Annotated in this window: 21 protein-coding genes; 15 read left to right on the top strand and 6 right to left on the bottom strand. The window is 62.9% G+C overall.

Annotation, left to right across the window (positions count from 1 at the left end; translation table 11 throughout):
- The first annotated feature begins 255 nt into the window (after positions 1-255).
- From fliK to NKJ06_RS20085, 11 genes are all read left to right on the top strand, one after another.
- Positions 256-1,635, top strand: a complete 1,380-nt coding sequence (fliK, locus tag NKJ06_RS20135; RefSeq protein WP_352810451.1) for a flagellar hook-length control protein FliK — start codon at positions 256-258, stop codon at positions 1,633-1,635.
- On the top strand, positions 1,565-2,152 hold the full coding sequence (locus NKJ06_RS20130; RefSeq protein WP_352632658.1) for a transglycosylase SLT domain-containing protein: 588 nt from the start codon (positions 1,565-1,567) through the stop codon (positions 2,150-2,152). Before fliK ends, NKJ06_RS20130 begins: the two co-directional genes overlap by 71 nt.
- A 221-nt stretch (positions 2,153-2,373) precedes the next feature.
- Entirely contained in the window at positions 2,374-3,042 is a 669-nt protein-coding gene (locus NKJ06_RS20125; RefSeq protein WP_352632692.1) for a response regulator transcription factor, read from the top strand.
- A 79-nt stretch (positions 3,043-3,121) separates the two neighbouring features.
- A complete protein-coding gene (locus tag NKJ06_RS20120) occupies positions 3,122-4,381 on the top strand; it encodes a flagellar hook protein FlgE (RefSeq protein WP_352632657.1) in 1,260 nt (419 codons plus the stop codon).
- 27 nt (positions 4,382-4,408) lie between these two features.
- Entirely contained in the window at positions 4,409-5,863 is a 1,455-nt protein-coding gene (flgK, locus tag NKJ06_RS20115; RefSeq protein ID WP_352810450.1) for a flagellar hook-associated protein FlgK, read from the top strand.
- Positions 5,864-5,866: 3 nt separating this feature from the next.
- Complete coding sequence (locus tag NKJ06_RS20110) at positions 5,867-6,910, top strand: flagellar hook-associated family protein (protein WP_352632655.1); 1,044 nt, start codon at positions 5,867-5,869, stop codon at positions 6,908-6,910.
- Positions 6,911-6,941: 31 nt separating this feature from the next.
- Positions 6,942-7,289: a flagellar biosynthesis regulator FlaF gene (gene flaF / locus NKJ06_RS20105; RefSeq protein ID WP_352632654.1), complete on the top strand. Its 348-nt coding sequence runs from the start codon at positions 6,942-6,944 to the stop codon at positions 7,287-7,289.
- Positions 7,286-7,729 carry a flagellar biosynthesis repressor FlbT gene (gene flbT / locus NKJ06_RS20100; RefSeq protein ID WP_352632653.1) on the top strand — a complete coding sequence of 148 codons (444 nt, stop codon included), beginning with the start codon at positions 7,286-7,288 and terminating at the stop codon, positions 7,727-7,729. Before flaF ends, flbT begins: the two co-directional genes overlap by 4 nt.
- A complete protein-coding gene (flgD, locus tag NKJ06_RS20095) occupies positions 7,729-8,136 on the top strand; it encodes a flagellar hook assembly protein FlgD (RefSeq protein WP_352632652.1) in 408 nt (135 codons plus the stop codon). Before flbT ends, flgD begins: the two co-directional genes overlap by 1 nt.
- A 25-nt stretch (positions 8,137-8,161) precedes the next feature.
- Positions 8,162-8,428 (top strand): flagellar biosynthesis protein FliQ, encoded by a 267-nt coding sequence (gene fliQ, locus NKJ06_RS20090; protein ID WP_023761707.1) that lies wholly within the window; start codon positions 8,162-8,164, stop codon positions 8,426-8,428.
- Between the two features lie 247 nt (positions 8,429-8,675).
- Entirely contained in the window at positions 8,676-10,319 is a 1,644-nt protein-coding gene (locus NKJ06_RS20085) for an MFS transporter (RefSeq protein ID WP_352632651.1), read from the top strand.
- Between the two features lie 57 nt (positions 10,320-10,376).
- On the opposite strand, the gene NKJ06_RS20080 is transcribed toward NKJ06_RS20085, so the two are convergent.
- The 3 genes from NKJ06_RS20080 to NKJ06_RS20070 form a co-directional block, all read right to left on the bottom strand.
- On the bottom strand, positions 10,377-11,174 hold the full coding sequence (locus NKJ06_RS20080) for a hypothetical protein (RefSeq protein ID WP_352632650.1): 798 nt from the start codon (positions 11,172-11,174) through the stop codon (positions 10,377-10,379).
- 343 nt (positions 11,175-11,517) lie between these two features.
- Positions 11,518-13,299 (bottom strand): chloride channel protein, encoded by a 1,782-nt coding sequence (locus NKJ06_RS20075; protein ID WP_352810449.1) that lies wholly within the window; start codon positions 13,297-13,299, stop codon positions 11,518-11,520.
- Between the two features lie 112 nt (positions 13,300-13,411).
- Positions 13,412-13,711 (bottom strand): putative quinol monooxygenase, encoded by a 300-nt coding sequence (locus tag NKJ06_RS20070; RefSeq protein ID WP_352632648.1) that lies wholly within the window; start codon positions 13,709-13,711, stop codon positions 13,412-13,414.
- 148 nt (positions 13,712-13,859) lie between these two features.
- Here NKJ06_RS20070 and flhA point away from each other — a divergent pair, with 148 nt between their 5' ends.
- The 3 genes from flhA to NKJ06_RS20055 are packed head-to-tail and all read left to right on the top strand — an operon-like array spanning position 13,860 to position 17,082.
- Entirely contained in the window at positions 13,860-15,947 is a 2,088-nt protein-coding gene (flhA, locus tag NKJ06_RS20065; RefSeq protein WP_352632647.1) for a flagellar biosynthesis protein FlhA, read from the top strand.
- Positions 15,944-16,696 (top strand): flagellar biosynthetic protein FliR, encoded by a 753-nt coding sequence (gene fliR, locus NKJ06_RS20060; protein WP_023761712.1) that lies wholly within the window; start codon positions 15,944-15,946, stop codon positions 16,694-16,696. Before flhA ends, fliR begins: the two co-directional genes overlap by 4 nt.
- A 2-nt stretch (positions 16,697-16,698) precedes the next feature.
- Positions 16,699-17,082, top strand: a complete 384-nt coding sequence (locus tag NKJ06_RS20055; RefSeq protein WP_352632646.1) for a hypothetical protein — start codon at positions 16,699-16,701, stop codon at positions 17,080-17,082.
- 190 nt (positions 17,083-17,272) lie between these two features.
- On the opposite strand, the gene NKJ06_RS20050 is transcribed toward NKJ06_RS20055, so the two are convergent.
- Both NKJ06_RS20050 and NKJ06_RS20045 read right to left on the bottom strand, forming a co-directional pair.
- On the bottom strand, positions 17,273-17,830 hold the full coding sequence (locus tag NKJ06_RS20050) for a c-type cytochrome (RefSeq protein ID WP_352632645.1): 558 nt from the start codon (positions 17,828-17,830) through the stop codon (positions 17,273-17,275).
- Positions 17,831-17,850: 20 nt separating this feature from the next.
- On the bottom strand, positions 17,851-18,933 hold the full coding sequence (locus tag NKJ06_RS20045; protein WP_352632644.1) for a methyltransferase: 1,083 nt from the start codon (positions 18,931-18,933) through the stop codon (positions 17,851-17,853).
- A gap of 555 nt (positions 18,934-19,488) precedes the next feature.
- Here NKJ06_RS20045 and NKJ06_RS20040 point away from each other — a divergent pair.
- Complete coding sequence (locus NKJ06_RS20040; protein ID WP_352632643.1) at positions 19,489-20,403, top strand: AraC family transcriptional regulator; 915 nt, start codon at positions 19,489-19,491, stop codon at positions 20,401-20,403.
- A 274-nt stretch (positions 20,404-20,677) separates the two neighbouring features.
- Here the strand turns inward: NKJ06_RS20040 and NKJ06_RS20035 are convergent, their stop codons facing one another.
- Positions 20,678-21,544 (bottom strand): DUF1194 domain-containing protein, encoded by an 867-nt coding sequence (locus NKJ06_RS20035; protein WP_502905639.1) that lies wholly within the window; start codon positions 21,542-21,544, stop codon positions 20,678-20,680.
- Position 21,545: the final 1 nt, after the last annotated feature.

Here is a 21,545-nt window from a genome sequence, read left to right as displayed (position 1 = left end):
TGACCGCGGACTGCCACCGGTCTAAGGGGCGAGCTGGCAACAACCTGCCGACCCCGCGGCCCCCGGCGGACCACCCACGAATGCGCGGGACGCGCCGGCGGTTGCAGCCGCTCCCGCGGGCGCAGCGACCGTCATGCCGGCCTCGGCACCGGCGCCCGCTACCGGGCCGGAGCCCGCCGATCCGACCGACGCCGCCATGACCAGAACACGTCGACAGCTCGACTTGATCGACCAGATGCTTGGAGCCGCCCCCAAATGACCACCAGCCTCGGCTCGGCCTTGCCGGGATTTGCCTCCGCGCGCGCGACGTCGGATCAACCTGCCGCGAATGGCAGGAACGATGACGCCGGTTTCGGCAAGATGCTGCGCGGCGACACGGCGCCTGCTCGCCCTGAACGGCAGCCGACGACCGAGGCAGGATCGCGCGAGCAGCGTTGGGGCAAGCTCGCCGCCGGCCTTGCCGGGCATGGCGGCAAGGCCGAGCCTGAAAAGGTTATCTCAGCCAAAGCGCAGACCGTGAAAATCGGCAAGGACGGCCTGGAAGCAAAGGCGCACAAGGACGAAGTCGACGCCGAAGACGCGGCGCCGGACGCCGATGCCGTGCCGCTTCAGGACGACCTGCCGCTGCTGATCGCGTTTCATGACCTGCGCCATTTCTCGACATCGGCCAAGGCATCCGGGCGCGACGCGGCATCCGGCGAGAGCCCGTCGGACCCGGCACTCGACGGGCAGGCTCCACTGCCAAAGACCTACCGGTCGAAGTCTACGGCCGGACGCGAGGCTCTCGCCACCGTGTCGAAGCCGGAGCAGGCTTCGATCGTCGACGGGCCTCTGGCGGAACTCGACAGTCAACCGCCAAGCGCTGCCTCAAGCGCGCCGAAACGCGACAATACCGTGGCGGCCCTGAAGCTGCCGGACGCCCCGGCTGCCGACGTGCCCGGGGTACAGTCGAAGCACGCCGGGCCGGCGATGAAAAGCATCGAGGACGTCCAGTCCGCGATACGGCCCGAAGCGGGAAAACAGTCCCTGTCCGCGCGCATGGACGTGGTGTCCGAACAGAGCTTTCCCGCACCGCCGCAGAGTCCCGTCAGCCAGGCAGCCCTCAATGTGATCAACGCCATAGCCGCCGAAAGCGGCCCGCAAAAGGCGCTTTCGGCCTCATCCGCGGCCGCCCAGCTGGCCAGCCCTGTTGCCGTTCCGACACATGTGTTGAAGATCGAACTTCATCCCGCCGAACTCGGCATGGTGACGGCCCATCTCCGCCTCTCCGGAGAACAACTTTCGATTGAGCTGAAGCCTCAAACACACGACGCCTACCGCCGGTTGTCCGCCGACAGCGAGGCCATCATCAAATCGCTGCGCGGGCTCGGCTTCGAGGTTGACAAGGTCACAATCCTGCAACCTTCGATTGCAATTCCTGCCGCAACCCGCGCCGATGCAACCGCCCCTTTGCCGGCGGCAACAGGCCGCGATCCATCATCTTTCCAACCGGGGAGTTCGGGCGGCGGCAATGGTGGAGCGGGCAGCCAGCAACCGGGTCAGCAATCCGCAGGGAAACGCAACGATGACGCGCAGGACTACGGCCGCGGCACTTCGCCTTCTCGCGAGCGCGCTGGCGGCGATATCTTTATCTAGCGCGGCAAGCGCTGCCGCAGCCGCGACCAACCCTTGCGAGCCGGAGATCCTGCGCGCCGCCGATCGCTATGGCGTGCCCGCAGGCATCCTCTATGCGGTTGGCTTGACGGAGACCGGCAACAAGGGAAGCCTTCAGCCCAACGCCTTGAATATAGAGGGAAAAGCAGTCTTTCCGAAGAGCCGGACCGAGGCCCTTGCCGCTTTCGCCAATGCGCGGCGCGAGGGCAAGACGCTGATCGATCTGGGCTGCATGCAGATCAACCACCACTACCACGCGTCGCATTTTCGCAGCGTCGAGGACATGCTCGACCCACGTCAGAACGTCGACTATGCGGCGCGCTTCCTGGCCAGCCTCCATGCCCGTCATGAGACCTGGTCGATGGCCGTCGCCCGCTATCATGCCGGTCCCGACAACGATCCGGCGCAGAAGATCTATGTCTGCCGCGTCATTGCCAATATGGTCGCTACCGGCTTTGGAAAATGGACCGCGAACGCCCGCGGCTTCTGCAACCCATAAGCGTATTTCCGCTTCTAATAAAGCAACCGCACAACCCGGAATTGTCGGTTCACTTGGTCAAAACTTGCCACCGAAGGCGTATCTGGCTGCACGCTAATGCAACCGATACGATTCGAGACTCCCAAGAAACTAGCTACAAGAAATGACGGTTGTTCAGGATTCTCGCCAGCGGATACGCCTCTCTTCACGGGGCAAATGATTTGATTCGGAAGGCGGGGCCGATGATTGTTATCGTTGACGAGCGCGAGCTCGTAACAGAGGGATACAATTCACTTTTCGATCGTGAGGGCATCGCCTGTGCGGGCTTTGCGTCCGGCGAGTTCGGTGAGTGGGTGAGCTCGGCCGCCGACACCGATCTGCGCTCGGTCCGAGCCTTCCTCATCGGCGACTGCCGCGAAGGCTCCATCTCTCCCCGCCAGATCCGCGACCGCACCGGCGCTCCGGTCATTGCGCTCAGCGAACAGCATTCCCTAGAGAACACGCTGCGGTTGTTCGAGAGCGGCGTCGACGACGTCATTCGCAAGCCCGTCCACATCCGCGAGATCCTGGCCCGCATCACCGCCATCCGCCGCCGCGCCCAGGAAGACGTCGCCTACACCGAGATCGGCGCCATGCGTATCTTCATGGACGGGCGCGACCCCGAGATCGATGGTCAGCCCTTGCCCCTGCCGCGCCGCGAGCGCCGCATCCTCGAATATCTGGCGAGCAATCGCGGGCGTCGCGTCACCAAGACCCAGGTTTTCAATGCCATCTACGGCATCTTCGACGAAGAGGTCGAGGAGAACGTGGTGGAAAGCCACATCAGCAAACTGCGCAAGAAGCTGCGCGAAAAGCTGGGCACCGACCCGATCGATTCCAAGCGTTTCCTTGGCTACCGGCTCGTCTTCTGATGCAGCGCCGCGCCAGCCTCGCGCAAGAAAACACGCGTAGCCTCGTAGCCAGTGGCATGGACACAGCGGAGACGTTTCGATGAGCCTCTACGGAATGATGCGGACCGGCGTTTCCGGCATGAACGCGCAGGCGAACCGCCTATCGACGGTCGCCGACAACATCGCCAATTCCGACACCACCGGTTACAAGCGGTCCTCCGCCGAATTTTCGACGCTGGTCATGCCGTCGACGGGCGGTGCCTACAATTCCGGCGGCGTCACCACGACGATCCGTCAGGCGGTCAGCGATCCAGGCGTGCTTCAGTACACGACCTCGGTCTCCGACCTTGCCGTCAGCGGCGATGGCTTCTTTGTCGTTCAGGATCCGAGCGGTACGCCCTACCTGACCCGCGCCGGCGCCTTCGTTCCCGATGGGCAGGGCAGGCTGGTCAACTCGGCCGGCTTCCAGCTGATGGCCTATAGCTACGAGAATGGCGTGCCCGCAGCGACGGTCAACGGCTTCGAGGGATTGGTTCCGGTTGTCATCTCCGACCAGGGAATGACCGCAACGCCGAGCACCGAGGCTAGCTATGCCGGCAACCTGCCGGCAGGCGCGACACCGGTCGCGACCGCCAACCTGCCTGCCGCCAATGCTGCGTCCGCGCAATACACGTCGAAGTCCTCGATGGTCGCCTATGACAACCTCGGCAATAAGAAGCTGCTCGACGTCTACTTCACCAACACCGGCACCGGCACCTGGCAGGTGGCGGTCTTCGATCAGTCGAAGGCCACGCCCGGAACATCGTTCCCCTATACCGCCGGCGGCTTTCTGGGCTCGGCCAACCTGACCTTCGATACCACCACCGGCAAGCTCACCGGCACGCCCACCGGCGTTTCATTTACCGTGCCGAACGGCGCCAGCCTCAATCTCGACCTGTCGGCGCTGACCCAGCTCGGCACCGGCTTCACCGTTTCCGACGCCCAGGTCAACGGCAACGCGCCGAGCACCATCGATAAGGTCCAGATCAGCAAGGACGGCACCATCTACGCCCAGTACAAGGACGGTTCCACCAAGCCGCTCTACAAGATTCCGCTGGCCGACGTGCAGAGCCCGGACCAGCTCACCGCACTGCCCGGCAATGTCTACTCGCAGGGCACCGAATCCGGCGCAGTCCGTGTCGGCTTTGCCAATGAGGGCAAGCTCGGCTCCATCATCTCCGGCGCACTCGAGAATTCCAACGTCGATATCGCCGAAGAACTGACCAACATGATCGCGGCGCAGCGCAGCTACACCGCCAATTCGAAAGTCTTCCAGACCGGTTCCGATCTGATGGACGTCCTTGTCAACCTGAAGAGATAAGACGGGCACCGCCCGCGAAAGACGCGCATGTCACTGTCTACCGCATTGAGTATCGCCCAGTCGGCGCTTATGAACACCGCGCGACAGACCAGCGTCGTCTCGCGCAACGTCGCCGACGCCTCCAATCCGGACTATTCGCGCCGCCAGGCCGTCGTCACCAGCACGGCGCCGGGCGCGCGTTCGGTTGATATCCAGCGCGCCACCAACGACCTTTTGTTCCGCCAGAACCTCGCCGCGCTGTCTACCTGGAGCGGCCAGAACGCGCTCTACAGCGGCATGGATCAGCTGGGCGTTGCGGTCAACGGCGTCGACAATGCGTCCTCGCCCTCGACCGCTATCGGCAACCTGCAGCAGGCGCTGCAGCTCTACGCCACCTCGCCGTCCAACCAGAACCTCGGCGCCAGCGTCATCGACGCAGCCAAACAGGTCGTGCGCTCGCTCAATGAGGGCTCCAAGGCCATCCAGGATTTCCGCACCCAGACCGACGGCCAGATCGCCACGGCGGTCGACGACTTGAACTCGCTGCTCAGCCAGTTCCAGGATGCCAACACCGCGGTCATGTCCGGAACCCGTTCCGGCACCGACGTTTCCGACGCGCTCGACCAGCGCGACGCGCTTTTGAAGAAGATTTCGAACTATGTCCCGGTGTCGACCTTCACGCGTGGCGACAACGACATGGTCATCACCACCGGTGACGGCACGACTTTGTTCGAGACGATACCGCGCACGGTCACCTTCGCAGCGTCGGCCGGCTATACCGCGGGTGCCGCCGGCAATGCCGTCTATATCGACAATGTGCCGATCTCGGCGGGAGCCGGCGGCAACACCAGCGCCAGCGGCACACTCGCCGGCCTGCTGCAATTGCGCGACGGCGTCGCCTCGACCATGCAGAGCCAGCTCGATGAGACCGCGCGTGGCCTGATCACTGCCTTCGCCGAAACGGCGCCATCGCAGCCTAACAAAACCGGCCTGTTCACCTGGTCGGGCGCGCCGGCCATCCCGGCCGCGGGCACGCTGGTCAACGGCCTTGCCGCGTCCATCAGCGTCAATGCGGCGATGGACCCGAGCAGCGGTGGCAATCCGACGTTGCTGCGTGACGGCGGTGCCAATGGTGCCGCCTATGTCGCCAACACCGGCGGCGGCGCGTCCTATTCCACCCTTCTGGTTGCCTATGGCGACCGGCTCGACCAGCCGATGACTTTCGACCCCGCCGCGGGGGTTTCGGCAACGTCCAGCGTTTCCGACTACGCCGCCAATTCGATCGGCTGGTTCGAGGGCGTGCGTCAGCAGGCGTCGACCGCTTCCGACGCCAAGGAAGCGCTGGCCTCGCGCAGCGCCGAGGCGCTGTCCAACGCAACCGGCGTCAATGTCGACCAGGAAATGTCGCTGCTGCTCGACCTCGAACACACCTATCAGGCATCGGCCCGGATGATGAAAACCGTCGACGACATGCTGACTGCCTTGCTCAACGCGGTGGGATAATCCATGACTTCAGTCTCGTCAGCGGCCATATCGAACGCGATGCGCTCCCAGCAGATGCGCATGCAGGCAGAACTTGTCAAAGTCACAAAGGAAGCCTCGACCGGCAGGGTCGCCGATGTCGGCCTGGCTCTCGGAGGGCGCACAGCCCAGTCCGTCACATTCTCGCGTGATCTCGACCGGCTCAATGTCATCATCGATTCAAACGGCCTGGTCGGCGCCCGGCTCTCCTCGACGCAGACCTCGCTTAGCCAGCTGTCCAGCGCAGCGCAGACCTTTCTGTCCGCCCTGACCACCGCTTCATCAAGCGATTCTTCCAACAGTCTCACCCAATCCTCCGGCAAGGCGACCATCCAGCAGCTGACCTCGATCCTCAACACCAGCGTCAATGGCGAATACCTGTTCGCCGGCACCAACACCGACGTCAAGCCGATCAACGACTTCACCGCCGCCGGCTCGCCCGCCAAGGCGGCGTTCGATGCTTCCTTCGTCGCCAATTTCGGTTTCACCCAGGACGACCCGCTCGCGGCCGACATCACCGCCGCCCAGATGGACGATTTCATCACCAACGACGTCGTACCGCAATTCATGGGCGCGGGCTGGCAAGGCAACTGGTCGAATGCCACCGACCAGCAGATCGTCAGCCGCATCGCCCTCAACGAAACCACACCGACCTCGACCAGCGCCAACAGCGACGGCATTCAAAAGCTCGCAATGGCCGCAGCCATGGTCTCCAGCCTGATGTCCAGCAACATCAGCCAGGCAGCGAAAAATACGGTCGTCAGCCGCTCGACGGCAATCGTCGGCGAAGCGCTGAGCGGCATTGCCCAGGTTCAGTCCGAGACCGGCATCGTCCAGAAGCGGGTTTCCGATGCAAACGACCGGATGAAAACGCAGGTCGATCTTTTCGAACGGCACATTCTCGATCTGGAAGCCGTCGATCCGGCCGAAGCCGCGACCCGGGTCGCCGACCTGACACAGCACATCGAAACATCCTTCGCGCTGACCGCACGCCTGCAGCAACTCAGCCTGTTGAATTACCTGACCTGACAACTCTAAACGGAACGGTAGAGCCCCAACGATGTACCAATTCTCCTACGCCGACATCCAGAGCACCTCCGTTGCCGACGCGAAGGACCGCGAGCGCGAACTCTTGACCCGCTCGATCGACATGCTGGCGGCGGCGGCGGCGGCGGGCCACGGTTCGATGGAAGCGATCGAGGCGCTGCATTTCACCAATCGCGTCTGGACCGCCTTCGTCGAGGATCTCGGCTCCAGCGACAACGCCCTGCCCAAGGAACTGCGGGCCAACCTGATTTCCATCGGCCTGTGGCTGCTGCGCGAGGCGGAAGACGTTCGCCAGGGCCGCACCAACAATTTCGAAGGGCTGATCGAAGTGTCCCAGATCATCAGGGACGGCATTCAATGACCAACACGCTGAAGATATCGCTCAAGCCGAACGAAAAGATCTACATCAACGGCGCCGTCATCCGTGTCGACCGCAAGGTCACGGTCGAATTGATGAACGACGTGCAGTTCCTGCTCGAAAGCCACGTGATCCAGGCCGAAGATGCCTCGACGCCGCTCAAGCAGCTGTATTTCATCCTGCAGGTCATGCTGATGAATCCGGCCGGCGCGGCGGCCGCGCGCGATATGTTCCGCCGTTCGCTGCCGCTGCTTTTGGCAAGCTTCGAGGACAACCAGATCTGCGGCGCGCTGAAACAGATCGACCGCATGGTCGGTGAGGATCATATCTACGAGGCGCTGAAGGCGATCCGCGCGCTTTATCCGCTCGAACGCCGCGCGCTTGGTGGTAATGACGACGTTCCGGGTGCCGAGCGCCCGCTGGCTGTGGGAGCACGATACTGATGAACGTGGACATGACGACGACGATACCGACCGGCGCCAACCAGGCTACCGCGTCGACTTCGAAGACCGCGGTCGACTACCAGTCCTTCCTTAAGCTTCTGATCGCCGAGATGAAGAACCAGGATCCGACCAAGCCGATGGACTCGACGCAGTACGTCGCCCAGCTCGCCACCTTCTCGCAGGTCGAGCAATCGGTGCAAAGCAACACCAAGCTCGACCAGATCATGCAGTCGTCGGCGCTGTCGCAGGCCGACGCGCTGATCGGGCGCTCGATAACATCCGCCGATGGCAAGACGACGGGCACGGTGGCGTCGGTGCGCCTTGCCAGCAGCGGTCTCATCGCGGTGCTGCAGAATGGCACCGAAGTCGCGGTCGGCCCGGGAGTCTCGGTCAAGGCAGCGAGCTGACGCTTTTCGACAGAGAGCCAGTCCCATGAACGAGGCCGACGCTCTCGACATCGTCCAGTACGCGGTGTGGACGGTGCTGACCGCGTCTGCCCCGGTAGTGCTGGTCGCCATGGTGGTCGGCATCGGCATCGCCCTCATCCAGGCGCTGACGCAGGTCCAGGAAATCACCTTGACCTTTGTGCCGAAGATCGTCGCCATCATGCTGGTGGTGGCGCTGACCGGCCCCTTCATCGGCAGCCAGATATCGGCCTTCACCAACGTCATCTTCGAGCGCATCCAGAACGGGTTCTGAAGCCAGTTCCAGGAAAGTGTGCCGCGACATGCCGTCCGCATTGCGCGAAGACAGAAGACAGATGTCCGCCGACCCTAACCGCACCGGGCGTGCCGGGAGACAGGGCGTGGACCTTCTCTATCCCATTGTTGGACCATGGGCTTTTTCGAAAGACATTCGCCCTTTGCGGCGCCATGCCCTACTTTCGGCAAACGATCTGAGCAAACGGACCGCCTGACGAATCGGCACGACATGGCAGGAACCCCCGATGATTGACGAAAAGCCGGACAGCGAAAGCGTCTCGGCGCTGGCGCCATTCCGGCACGGCATCTTCCGCGCCGTATGGGGCGCAAGTCTCGTCTCCAATTTCGGTGGCCTGATCCAGGGCGTCGGCGCCGCCTGGATGATGACCACGATCGCCACCTCGCCCTATCAGGTGGCCCTGGTCCAGGCTTCGACCACCTTGCCGATCATGCTGTTTGCGCTCGTGGCCGGCGCCATCGCCGACAGTTTCGACCGGCGCAAGGTGATGCTGGTCGCCCAGACCTTCATGCTGGTCGTCTCGGTGCTTCTGACCCTGTTCACCTATTCGGGCCTGATCACGCCGTGGACGCTGCTTGCCTTCACCTTCCTGATCGACAGCGGCACGGCGCTCAACAGCCCGTCATGGCAGGCCTCCGTCGGCGACATCGTCCCTCGCAACAAGGTGCCGGCCGCTGTCGCGCTCAATTCCCTGGGCTTCAATCTGACGCGCAGTGTTGGACCGGCGATCGGCGGCATCATCGTCGCCGCGGCCGGCGCAGCGGCCGCCTTCGCGGCAAACGCGGTGAGCTATATCGGCCTGATCGTCGTGCTGGCCCGCTGGAAGCCGGACGTGCCGGTATCGACCTTGCCGCGCGAGTCGCTGGGTGCCGCCATGGGCGCCGGCCTGCGCTATGTCGCCATGTCGCCCAACATCGGCAAGGTGCTTGTCAGGGGTGCCGCTTTTGGCTTCAGCGCAGGTGCTGTACTGGCATTGCTGCCGCTGGTGGCACGCGATGTCGTCAAGGGCGACGCGCTGACCTACGGCATCATGCTCGGCGCCTTCGGCATCGGCGCGGTCGGCGGCGCGCTGATCAGCGTGCGGCTGCGGCAGCTGCTGTCCAGCGAGACAATGGTGCGCTCAGCCTTCGCCGGTTTCGCCGTCTGCGCCTTCAACGCCGCCGTCAGCCATCATGCCTGGCAGACGTCGCTCGGTCTGCTTGTCGGCGGTGCCTGCTGGGTGATCGCGCTGTCGCATTTCAACGTCACGGTACAGATGGCGACACCGCGCTGGGTGGTCGGCCGGGTGCTGTCGGTTTATCAGACCGCGACCTTCGGCGGCATCGCACTCGGCAGCTGGATCTGGGGCGTCGTCGCCGATGCGCATGGCGCCGAAACCGCGCTGATCGCCGCCAGCATCGCCATGCTGGCCGGCGGCGCCATCGGCCTGTTGTTGCCGCTGCCGCAACAGCAGGTGCTCAACCTCGACCCGCTCAATCGCTTCAGGGAACCGCACCTCGCGCTCGACCTGAAGCCGCGCAGCGGGCCGATCGCCATCATGATCGAATACATCATCCGCGACGAGGACGTGCCGGAGTTCCTCGCCATCATGGCCGAACGTGGCCGCATCCGCCGCCGTGATGGCGCCCGCAACTGGACGCTGGCGCGCGACCTGGAGAATCCGGCGATCTGGATCGAGCATTATCACACGCCGACCTGGATCGAATATGTGCGCCACAATGGACGCATCACCCATGCCGACGCCGTCATCGGCGAGCGTGTACGGGCGCTGCACAGCGGCGACGAGCCGCCGCGCGTGCGGCGCATGATCGAGCGCCCGACGACCGCCGGCACCGCTCTCGTGATGGCCAAGGGGCCTATTGAACACTGACTGCCGACCAGGAGGCGCAGCTTGCCTCAGCTTTCTTCCCCCCTTCCAGACGCCGATCTAAGGCCCAAACGCTGAGGGGAATAGGATCTTTAAACTTGGAATGATCGTGTGCTGAATAACTTGGCCAATCACATTATCGCCGAGCACTGCAAGCAGATAGACAAATACGCCGACAACGAAATTACGTGCTAGCTCAAGCCGTATTGTATCGGGCTCCAGAAGCGATTTTACCGAGCTTAGCTCCGCAACGGACCTTTCGCGAATGCCAGGATCGATATCATTGCTTCCCCGAAGCTGTTCCTCCAAGCCTTCCAATCCTGTTATCAGGGTAGAGTATTCTGGGGCATTGTGGTTGATACCGACGATCCGATCCGAAGCAGGAATTGGCCGAATGGATTCTTCAATCGGCCTATCTTTGTTGCGTCGCAAATAACGGCGCAGGTCATCGACCATTGGGTCGAATAGATGTTCTGTCATCTCACGAAGGACGGCATTTATGTTGTTCGAGCTGGCGTAGAAATAGTTATGTGCAAATCGCCATCCCGCATCTTCCTGCGAAGAGAAGCTTCGAAACAAGTTCAATTGCCCCGACAATCGGGCTTCCGTATCATCCGGCCAAGACATCCTTCCCGACCCGACCATTCCACTTGGCTCTACCAGAACCTCCTTGTCGACCCGGGCCATTGGAAAGAGATTTTGAAGCCAATCAAGTCGCGAGCGCAAGGGTTCTGGCGCGTTATGCAGCACGTTAAACCATCGGCGTAGCGCTGAGGCAAAATCTTGATACCTAGCGCGGCTAGCTAGGCTAGCGAGATCATCGTACTCCTCGATAAAATCATCGAATTCGTTGGCCAAATTTCCCCCCAATGAAACCCTGCGTCACGATCACATGGGCGTGGCACCAGCAATCAATCCCCGTCAGTGACTATTGACCCTACAAATTGTCCCCCAGCAGAGTCCACAAAAGAACAGTATTCATCCCCAGAAAAATGAAAAGCATGTCTGGTTTCAGGATTAGCGATACGAGCGCAACGGCGGCGATAGTGTTCGCATCAATGGATTGCCTTTGGACTCATTTTGCTTGCTTGCGACAGTGGAGGCCGGGCCCAAGGAACTACTAGTCCAGCGGTCACCTGACCGAGTGGGTCCAAATTTCCGAACACCAATGCGGTCTTAGCAAGGTTATCAAATCCGCAACCTACCCCTCGCCCGATAGATCCCTGCGTGCCTTGTCGAGTTCCTCGGCATAGCGCCGCATCAGATGGCCTTCGGTCAACAGCCCCAGCACGATGTGGTCGGTGAAATCCTCGACCACGGCGAGTTCTTCGGCGCCCGCGCGCTGGAAGGTTTCGGCGGCGGCCTGCACGTTCATGCTCGGCACCAGCACCGCGTCCTTGTACTTGGCAAGATCGCGCACCGGTACCTCGCCATCGGAGAGATCGCTGTGCAGTTCGGCCACGATCAGCACGCCGACATAGTGATCGCCCGCGTCGACGGCGATGACGCGCTGGGCCGAGCCAAGCGGCACTTCCTTGCGGAAAGCCGCCAGCGTCGTCGAGGCATAAATCGTCTTGATGTCCTTACGCATCATCGAGCCGACGGTGAGGCTGCGCATCCAGCCGACATCATGGGCGCTGCGAATGGTCTCGCCACGCAGATGGAAGCGCCATGTCGAGAACGAATAGCCAAAGGTTTCGCGCACCAGGATGGCCGACATGATCGAGGCCGCCAGCACGACACCGGTCAGCGTCAGGTCGCGGGTCGATTCCAGCGCCAGGAAGGTCATCGTCAGCGGGCCGCCGACGACGCCGACGGCGAGCGACGTCATGCCGACGACGGCGGCGACGGCGGGGTCGATGCCGGTTGCCGGCGAGACGACCACCATCACCTCCGCAAACGCCTTGCCGAGCAGCGCGCCGAGGAACAGCGAGGCAAAGAACAATCCGCCGCGAAAGCCCGAACCCAGCGAGACCGCCGATGCCGCCAGCTTGAGCACGAAGACGCTGGCCACGACGGCCAGCCCGTAGTTCATCGAGAATTCGCGATGCAGCGCGCCGTGGCCGCTGGACAGGACCTGCGGCGTGATCAGCCCCAACAAGCCGACGATGACGCCGCCGATGACGGGGCGCAGCGACGCATCGATCGACAGCCTGGCAAAGCCGCGTTCGATAAGCGTTACCAGATGCATGATAGCGATCGCGACGGCCCCGCCGAGCAGGCCAAGCAGCAGGAACGGCACGTACTGGCTGGCGGTGAGCGCCGGCAGGCCCGAAAGCTCGAGCGGAAACGGCACGCCGCCGAACATCTCGGCGGCCAGCGAGGCTGAGATCGCGGCTGTCATGACCGGCGCGACATTGGCGACCGAATAGATGCCGATAATCAGTTCGAAGCCGTAGAAGGCGCCGGTCAGCGGTGCATCGAAAGCGGCCGCTATGGCGCCGGCCGCACCACAGCCGACCAGGATGCGGACATCGTTGCGGCGCAGCCTGAGGAAGCGCGCCAGCCGCGATGCCAGGCCGGACCCGACCTGCGTGTAGCCGGCCTCCAGCCCGACCGAGGCGCCAAAGCCGCTGGAGATCATCGTCTGGCCGGCGATGATGAAGGTGTCGGTCAGCGACATGCGCCCGCCATAGAGCGCGTTGGCTTCGATCGGGTCGATCGGCGTGCGGAATTTCCGTATCCGGAGCCAGATCACCGTCAACCCGAGCAGGATGCCGCCGATGGCCGGCACCAGCGCCTGCATCGGATTGGCGAGCGAGAACATGCCGGAAAGCCGGCCGCCGGGCTGGACGCCGAACAACAGCCCGTGCAGGTCCTGCACGATCTGGCTCATCGCCGTGACCAGGATGCCCGCCATCACCCCGACGATTCCGGCCAGGATGACGACCGCTATGCCGCGCGCCTCGAGCAGCGGCAGCGACCTGATCAGCACCGCGCGCAGCCGGCGGGCGTAGACTTCGCTGTGGTTTCTGGAAAGCACCGGGGCGGCTCGCCGATATCACAAAAGGCAGTGGAAAGCCCGCCTGATACGCCCGGCGGTACGGCAAGGCAACCACAATGGCGACAGAGGAGGTGCCATTATGGCAGGCCAATCAGGTCGGCATCGGCTCGCCGGCTTCATAGAGCACGAGGTTGCGCTGGCCTATGCCAAGTGCCGGCCAGCTCGCACGCCAGTCCGCAATGTGCGGCGAGCGGAAATGCGCGTCCAGCGCTGCCCTGTCGCTCCAGACTTCTGTGACCCGGATGAGTCCGGCATCGAAGACATCCTGCGCGTAGGAATATTCGATACAACCGGGTTCCGCGCGGCTGCCGGAAACCATGCGTTCCATGGCGGGCTTCGCTTCCTCCAATTTGTTTGGCGGCAGGCGAATGGTGCCGATGATCAGAAGCATGGGTTTTCCCTTTCTTTGCGAAGCCGGCCCGCACGGCTGCCCGCGCATGATCGTTTGAACTAGCCAGTCTCCCACCCTCGCGCAAGCTTGGCGGGCTACCCTCACAGGGCTGTCGCGCGCTCGGCAGGCTTGCAATTTTGGGGACGACATGGCGATCAGCGAAAGCATTCAGCCCGGTGCGGTGGCCAAGAACGGCCGCGACGTCTTCTTCGCCATCGGCATCGTCATCATTCTGGCCGTGCTGTTCCTGCCGATCCCGGCCTTTCTCATCGACATTGGCCTCGCCTTCTCGATCGCACTTTCGGTGCTGATCCTGATGGTGGCATTGTGGATCCAGCGGCCGCTCGATTTCTCGTCGTTCCCGACCGTGCTGCTGATCGCCACCATGCTCAGGCTGTCGCTCAACATAGCCACCACGCGCATGATCCTGTCGCATGGCAATGAGGGCACGCACGCCGCCGGCTATGTCATCGCCGGCTTCTCCAAGCTGGTGATGGCCAGCGACTTCGTCATCGGCCTCATCGTCTTCATGATCCTGATCGTAGTGAACTTCATCGTCATCACCAAGGGCGCCACCCGTATCGCCGAGGTCGGCGCCCGCTTCACCCTCGACGCCATTCCCGGCAAGCAGATGTCGATCGACGCCGACCTCTCTGCCGGCATGATCGACGACAAGACCGCACAGCTGCGCCGTCGCGAGCTGGAGGAAGAGTCCTCCTTCTTCGGCTCGATGGACGGCGCCTCGAAATTCGTCCGCGGCGATGCCATCGCCGGCCTCATCATCACCGCCATCAACATCATTGGCGGCATCGCCATCGGCTACATCAGGCACGGCATGGGCATGGGCGAAGCCGCCGACGTGTTCATCAAGCTGTCGGTCGGCGACGGTCTCGTCACCCAGATCCCGGCGCTGATCGTGTCGCTCGCCGCCGGTCTGCTCGTGTCCAAGGGCGGTACCCGCGGCTCGACCAACCAGGCGGTGTTCGGCCAACTCGGCGCCCACCCGCGCGCGCTGTACGTGGCGGCATCGCTACTGGTGCTGCTGGGCCTGATGCCCGGCCTGCCGCTGTTCCCGTTCTTTGCGCTCGCCGCCGGCATGGCCGGCCTCGGCTACATCATCCCGATGCGCGCTAACCGCGTCCTCGCCGAAGCCGAGGCGATCAAGGATCAGGAAAAGGCGACCAAGGTCGAGGAGGAGAAGAACTCGGTCAAGGCCTCGCTCGCCACCGCCGAGATCGAACTTTTGATCGGCAAGCAGCTGTCGACAAGGCTGCTGACGTCGCATCAGGAACTGGTTTTCCGCATGGGGAAGATGCGCAAGAAATTCGCCACCCAATATGGCTTCGTCGTACCGGAAGTGCGTGTCGCCGACGATTTCGCCATCCCGCCGAAGAGCTACCAGATCAAGGTGCACGGCACCGTGGTCGCCGAATATCAGATGCGCGTCGGCGAGATCATGGTGCTGCTCGGCAACCGCGACGTCCCCGAAATACCAGGCGAGGAAATCCGCGAGCCGGCCTTCGGCATGCGCGCCTATTCGGTGGTCGAAGCCTTCGCCGAGGATCTGAAGCGCGAGAACTACACCTTCGCCGACAACATGTCGGTGCTGCTCACCCATCTCTCCGAGGTCATCCGCAACAACCTGCCGCAGCTTCTGTCCTACAAGGACATGAAGGCGCTGCTCGAACGGCAGGACCAGGAATATCGCAAGCTCGCCGACGAGATCTGCACCACGCACATCTCCTATCCCGGCCTGCAGGCGGTGCTGAAGCTGCTGCTCGCCGAGCGCGTCTCGATCCGCAATTTGCACCTGATCATCGAGGCGATCGCCGAGATCGCGCCGCATGTGCGCCGCACCGAGCAGATCGTCGAGCATGTCCGCATCCGCATGGCCCAGCAGATCTGTGGCGACCTCTCCGAGGGCGGCGTGCTGAAGGTGCTGCGCCTCGGCAACCGCTGGGACCTCGCCTTTCACCAGAGCCTCAAGCGCGACGCCAAGGGCGAGGTGCGCGAGTTCGACATCGACCCGCGCCAGTTGGAAGAGTTCGGCCAGGACGCGACCAAGGCGATCAAGAAATTTCTCGAAGCCGGCGAGCGTTTCGTGCTGGTCACCGCGCCCGATGCCCGCCCCTATGTGCGCATGATCATCGAGCGGCTGTTCACCACGCTGCCGGTGCTCAGCCACGTCGAAATCGCCAAGGGCGTCGAGATCAGGGTGCTCGGAACCATATCGTGAGCGTACTTTCGCAAGGCGTCGTCATCGCGGCATTCCTCGCCTTCTGCCGCATCGGCGCCTGCTTCATGCTGATGCCGGGCCTGTCCAGCGCCCGCATTCCGGTGCAGGTCAGGCTGTTCGTGGCGGTCGCCGCCACCGGTGGCCTGCTCGCCTTCTTGTGGGACAAGATATTTCCGTTCGTCGACCCGCGCCCGCAGATCCTGGTGCCGATGATCATCTCGGAACTTCTGGTCGGCGGCCTGATCGGCGCCATGACCAGGCTCTACATGGAAGCCCTTCGCTTCATGGGCTCGGCCATCGCCATGCTGATCGGCTATGGCGGTACCGGCGGACCGGCAATCGAAGAGCCCGAACCCCAGGCCGCCCTTGCCGCCATCATCTCGTTCTCGGCGCTGCTGATGCTGTTCGTGTTCGACTTCGACCACGAGATCGTGCGCGCGCTGGTTTCCTCCTACACCGTCGCGCCGGTCAACATCTTCTTCAACCCCCAGGCCGCACTGGTCGATGTCACCGACACGGTGTCGGACACGTTCTTCCTGGTCATCCGCCTCGGCAGCCCGTTCGTCGCCTATGCCATTCTCGTCAATCTGACGATCGGCTTCGTCAACAAGCTGACCCCGCAGATCCCGATCTATTTCATCTCCCAGCCCTTCATCATCGCCGGCGGCATGATCATCTTCTACTTTGCCATCGGCACCATGCTGTCTTTGTTCGTCGACGGCTTTGTCGACCTGACGTTGGCGAGATAGAAATGAGCACGCGCAAGGACCGCCTCAGGAAACTGGTCAAGGTGCAGGAGCAGCTGAAGGCGCTGCACGAAACCCGTCACGCCACCTTCCTTGCGGCAGCCAGCGCTGCCGAGGTCGAAGCCCGCGATCTGGTCGGACATTTCGACCAGGCCGATTCGCTTTCCGGCCTGTTCCCCGATCTGTACCACCGCCGCATTGCCCAGGCGGTCGTGCGCCAGGAGGCGAACCTGGCAAGCGCTAAGCAAGAAGCCAGCCTCATCGCCGCCGCGACCGCGCGCACCAACATGGTCGAACGCGCCTACAAGGACGTGCGCAACCGCGATGAGCGCGAACGCTCCGACCGCGAGCGGCTGGACCTGATCGCGCAGAAGCGGGGCGAGGAGTAGTTGGGGAGTTTGCTTATGACTCGAAGCAGACACTCCGAGGTGAAGCGCGCATGATGCCAGAAGCCGTCTGTTCGCTTTCGGCCCCCGAGCTGCCGATGGCAATGCACTGGCGCAATCGTCCGGGGCGACTCCGCGCGAGTCGTGGGCCGTAAAGGGCGTAAAGAGATGGGGCGCCGCTCTGCAATGCGCCCTATTGCTTCGCTGGCGGCACGATCTTCATCACGAACGAAGTCGGCGCCTCGCCCGGGGCGAACGGTCCAGGGACCTTGTTGCTCGCCGGCGGCAGGCTCTTGAGATAAGCCGCGATCGCCTTGGCGTCAGAATCGGTGAGTTCCGCGAATGCAGCCCACGGCATGATCGGAGCGAGCGTGCGTCCGTCGGGGCGCTTGCCTGTCCGGATTGCCGTGACGATATCACGCTCGCTCCAGCGCCCGAGACCCGTCGCCTCGTCGGACGTGAGGTTGGGGCCGTAGAAGACCCCGAGCCCCGGGATCTCGAAGCCGACCTCGGAGCCTCCGAGGTGACGCGTCATGTCCGGCTTGCCGAGGAAATGTCCCGGCGTGTGGCAATCGGTGCAGTTCCCGATGGTCACCAGGTATTTCCCCCGTTCGACCAGCTCGCGGTCGGCCGCGCCGGCAGGCGACGATCCGATCGCCGCCACCAGCGCCGTGAACGCTGCGGGCAACACCCGCCTGGCCGCCTGCGACGCCACGCGCGCCGCGGCAGATCCGAAGTCGTGAATGCTCATGCTTTCCTCCGTCCGTGGCTCTAGGGCTTGCGGCCGATCACGGCGCCGTTCGCGGCGGGTGCGTCGAACCAGACCGTCTCGATTTGCCGGAATCCGGCTTCCTCGAGCCACGCCGAATATTCGGCCGGCGTATAGTTTCGCCCTTCCGTCTCGATCAGCATGTTGAGGCTCATCAGCGCGGCCGACGCCGGCCCGGTCTTTTCGTCATTGACGAGGAGCTCGCTGATGACGACCGCGCCGCCGCTCGGCAAAGCCTTGAAGGACCGGCGGAGCAGGGCGCGGTCCTTCGCCTCGTCCCAGTCGTGCAGGATCATCGACAGGAGATGCACGTCGTGATCCCCGGGAAGCTGCTCGAAGAAGCTGCCGCCTGTGGTCTCGATCCGGTTGGTCAAGCCGGCCTCGGCAATCTTTCCCGCGGCGATCGCGGCCACATGTGGCAGATCGAACACGGTCGCGCGAAGCGCTCCATATTGCTTGCAAAGCTCGATGTCGTACGCGCCCGATCCGCCGCCGATGTCGAGAAGGTGGCGGAAACGACTGAGGTCCACGGCTTCGCCGAGTTTGCGCGCGGTCATCGTAGAAAGCGAATGCATCGCCTCCCAGAAGAGTGCCAGCATCACCGGATCCTCGCCGTCGAAGATCGAGGATTGCACCGCCGGGTCCCATGTGGTCGGCCGGTTCGTGTGCAGCGCCTCTGTAAGCCTTCCCCAGCCCGCGTAGAGCCGCTTGTCGGCCATCTGCACGAAGCCGCCGAAGTAATACGGCTTCCCGCGCACGAGATAGGCTTCGCTTAACGGCGTATTGCGATAGCGGCCGTCCGTTTTCTCCAGAAGCCCGAGTGCAGCGCAGCCGGTCAACAGCATCTCGGCCGGGCGTGGATGCAGGCCGAGCACTTCCACCAGCTCTGCAACCGTGGTGCCGCCGCTGCCCGCAAGACTGCTGAAGAGGTCCAGCTCGTGTGCTGCGGTCAGAGTCTTGAAGGCCCAGAAACCGGTCGAAAGCGCCATCAGCGGGACGGCGGAAGGAAGCTCCGGCGTGGTGGCATTCGGCTGGACGTTTGCATGGTTGGCCGGACGTGCTGTCCGCGAAAGCTGACTGACCATGATCATCTCCCTTTCAGAGTGCGTTCGAACACCGCGTCTACCTTGCCGATATCAGGTTCGTGATCAGACCTGCCTTGACTTCAAGCACAGGCGCGGGGGCCTCGGCATGACCGATGTCTCTCAACTGATCGGCGGTCAAATTCGCGATCGTCCGCCGTCTTGAGACGGTCCGTTGCCAAGTCCTGAGAGCTGCAATTGCAGTCGCTGTGGTTTTCAGTCCAAGCAGTCGCACTCTCGACGAGTGATCGACGCGAGTTTCCGCGCGAGGCATTTCAGCCTCCCATTTCCAGCCATCCGTCCGAGTTCCTCGAAGGTTTGCGGCCCGCCGGCCAGTTCGTCGGCGGTCTTCAGCTTCGGCGCCAAGCATAGCAATTGCGTCGTCAAGTAACCGCATGTTCTTGCCTCGCTTTGCGAAGCCCTCCGCCAGTCGACGCATAGCGCAGGCACTGCGGCGCTGTCAGCCCAAAAGCTCCGGGTTTTGTTCTGATCTTGCTGCGGAATGGACAGCGGTCTTGATGGTCGGCAGATTTTGTTTACCTGATTGGCATGTTGCGATTGCAGGACTACGCCATCTTCAACCAGTTGCAGCAGTCGGGTGTTCCTTTGCGGGCCTCGGCACGCTTCGGGGAGGGCTTGGCAGCCGCGCTCTGGGAGCGGGAGGGACGCGGGCATTACCGCTACAACCCGGCCAATCACCATACGCTCAGTTTTTGGGTCGCCGAGGGTGCGGGCTTTCGCCGGCTGCGCGGACGCAGCTACGACCCCATCCATGGCGAAAGCAGCCTCTGGGTTGTGCCGGCGGGCGCACCGACCGCATGGGAGGCTGCCGGGAAAGGCCGGCTGCTCCACTTCTACATCCCGACGCCGGTGTTTGAAGCCCGGGTGGTGGAGACGCTCGATGCCGACCCCAGCCTGATAAGGCTGCGCGAAGAGGGCCTCCAACGCGACCCGTCACTCGAAAACATTATCCGCTCGATGGTGCTGCCGCTGTCGTGGGAGGAGCCGGCTGACCGCATCGCCGTAACGCAGGCTGGCGAAATGCTGACCACCTATCTCGCGGTCCGCTGCAGCGAACGCCCACCGAGAGCGCTCTTCATCCGTGGGGGCTTGGCGCCAGTCGTTCTGCGGCGGTTGCAGGAGTATGTCGAAGCCCATCTGGAGCAGGACCTGACGATTGAGGACCTGGCTGCCGTGGCCGGTCTGAGCCCCTATCACTTCGCCCGCGCCTTCAAACGCTCGACGGGCTTTGGCCCCTATCGCTACGTATTGCGGAGACGTACCGAGCGTGCCAAGCGGCTTCTAGCAGCAGGCAAGACTCCGTTGTCCGAGGTGGCACATGCCTGCGGCTTTGGCAGCCAAAGCCACTTTTCCGCCCGCTTCCGAGAGGTAATCGGACTGACCCCACGCCAATTTGGCCGCTGCGTTCATGATCGGTCCCTGGTCGAGCGCGTCGGGATTGAGAATCTTTGAGGCGGCTTATCGCTGAGTTCGTACCGAACCGGACCGACTGTATACGGCCCAAAGGCGACGGTAGGAAATCTGCCCTCGTGGCGCGTATCACACACCCGATCCACACACCGCATCCCCGCCTCTCTCCCGCGCAAGCCTGCCACAAGCTTGTTGAGGCATTGTCTGGCTAAGGAAAGCCGACAAAAGGCGGACTTTCTTGGCGATTTCTCCACCCAGCGACATCGTTATGGATGTGGCCCCAAATTCATCGAGCCAATCCTCTCAATGTCCGGAATTACGGTTGCGAAAAGCGCCCATCCGCCTGTTGCGGGAATTGTCGGCCGACGTCCATGCTTACTTCAGTGACCAGCTTGCGGCGAAGGGCCATGGCGTAGTCGTTTGGCCCCTTCGGCGTTATGACGAAGGCTTGCGAACCGCCAATGACCGATTTGGCAAAATAGGATGCCAACGGTTGATCGGGATTCTCATCTTGCGTTGGAATGGCGATCGCGTTGATCGTATACCCCTTGGCAATGGCGTTCAGCCTGCTCGGCTGAACAGGAAGCCCATCGTTGTTCTCACCATTGGAAGAGATGTCGATTACTTTCTTGGCCGCCTTTCCGGGAAACTGGTCGAGCAGCAGACTTCCAACGTCGATGGCGGAGGAAACGGATGTTCCTCTTCGCCCTCTGCGGGTGAAGCCGGTATCGCCTTTCTTGCTGATCACCGACGCGGCCGCTCTGGCATCCTCCAGCCCGCAGATGCTTGTCCACGGCAGCACAATGCGTGTGTGCCCGGGACTCGACCATTCAAAGTAGGCCACACTGATGCAGCCAACGTAGTTCCGTGTAATGGCCGCGATGATCTCTGGCGAAGTGAGCGCCGCGGCATGACCCTCGCGCTGTAGATCGGCAATCTCTGGATCGATCGAGGACGAGAAGTCGACAGCGAATACAACGGCAACATCAACCTCGGCTGCGTGTGCCTGCAGTCCCCAAAACATCGAAGCTGCAAGTGTCCCCGCCAGCATCAAGAATGAGCTGGCACGCTTTGCCGCCCCTCCGGTCGATCGCTCTGTCGGCGGTGTCGGAATGCCCCTGCGTGTCGCACGCACCTGCCCGCGAAAGGAGGCCGCTGCGTCCTGATGCACACTTCCCAACATG

The organism is Mesorhizobium sp. M0293 (assembly GCF_040321735.1).
Taxonomy (GTDB): Bacteria; Pseudomonadota; Alphaproteobacteria; order Rhizobiales; family Rhizobiaceae; genus Mesorhizobium.
This window is presented reverse-complemented; position numbering and strand designations above follow the sequence as displayed.

What these genes read in the sequence shown, in the direction of transcription:
- fliK (WP_352810451.1), top strand. Translation starts at nt 256, where the DNA reads ATGACCACCAGCCTCGGCTCGGCCTTGCCGGGATTTGCCTCCGCGCGC.
- NKJ06_RS20130 (WP_352632658.1), top strand. Translation starts at nt 1,565, where the DNA reads ATGACGCGCAGGACTACGGCCGCGGCACTTCGCCTTCTCGCGAGCGCG.
- NKJ06_RS20125 (WP_352632692.1), top strand. Translation starts at nt 2,374, where the DNA reads ATGATTGTTATCGTTGACGAGCGCGAGCTCGTAACAGAGGGATACAAT.
- NKJ06_RS20120 (WP_352632657.1), top strand. Translation starts at nt 3,122, where the DNA reads ATGAGCCTCTACGGAATGATGCGGACCGGCGTTTCCGGCATGAACGCG.
- flgK (WP_352810450.1), top strand. Translation starts at nt 4,409, where the DNA reads ATGTCACTGTCTACCGCATTGAGTATCGCCCAGTCGGCGCTTATGAAC.
- NKJ06_RS20110 (WP_352632655.1), top strand. Translation starts at nt 5,867, where the DNA reads ATGACTTCAGTCTCGTCAGCGGCCATATCGAACGCGATGCGCTCCCAG.
- flaF (WP_352632654.1), top strand. Translation starts at nt 6,942, where the DNA reads ATGTACCAATTCTCCTACGCCGACATCCAGAGCACCTCCGTTGCCGAC.
- flbT (WP_352632653.1), top strand. Translation starts at nt 7,286, where the DNA reads ATGACCAACACGCTGAAGATATCGCTCAAGCCGAACGAAAAGATCTAC.
- flgD (WP_352632652.1), top strand. Translation starts at nt 7,729, where the DNA reads ATGAACGTGGACATGACGACGACGATACCGACCGGCGCCAACCAGGCT.
- fliQ (WP_023761707.1), top strand. Translation starts at nt 8,162, where the DNA reads ATGAACGAGGCCGACGCTCTCGACATCGTCCAGTACGCGGTGTGGACG.
- NKJ06_RS20085 (WP_352632651.1), top strand. Translation starts at nt 8,676, where the DNA reads ATGATTGACGAAAAGCCGGACAGCGAAAGCGTCTCGGCGCTGGCGCCA.
- NKJ06_RS20070 (WP_352632648.1), bottom strand. Translation starts at nt 13,711, where the DNA reads ATGCTTCTGATCATCGGCACCATTCGCCTGCCGCCAAACAAATTGGAG.
- flhA (WP_352632647.1), top strand. Translation starts at nt 13,860, where the DNA reads ATGGCGATCAGCGAAAGCATTCAGCCCGGTGCGGTGGCCAAGAACGGC.
- NKJ06_RS20055 (WP_352632646.1), top strand. Translation starts at nt 16,699, where the DNA reads ATGAGCACGCGCAAGGACCGCCTCAGGAAACTGGTCAAGGTGCAGGAG.
- NKJ06_RS20050 (WP_352632645.1), bottom strand. Translation starts at nt 17,830, where the DNA reads ATGAGCATTCACGACTTCGGATCTGCCGCGGCGCGCGTGGCGTCGCAG.
- NKJ06_RS20045 (WP_352632644.1), bottom strand. Translation starts at nt 18,933, where the DNA reads ATGGTCAGTCAGCTTTCGCGGACAGCACGTCCGGCCAACCATGCAAAC.
- NKJ06_RS20035 (WP_502905639.1), bottom strand. Translation starts at nt 21,544, where the DNA reads ATGTTGGGAAGTGTGCATCAGGACGCAGCGGCCTCCTTTCGCGGGCAG.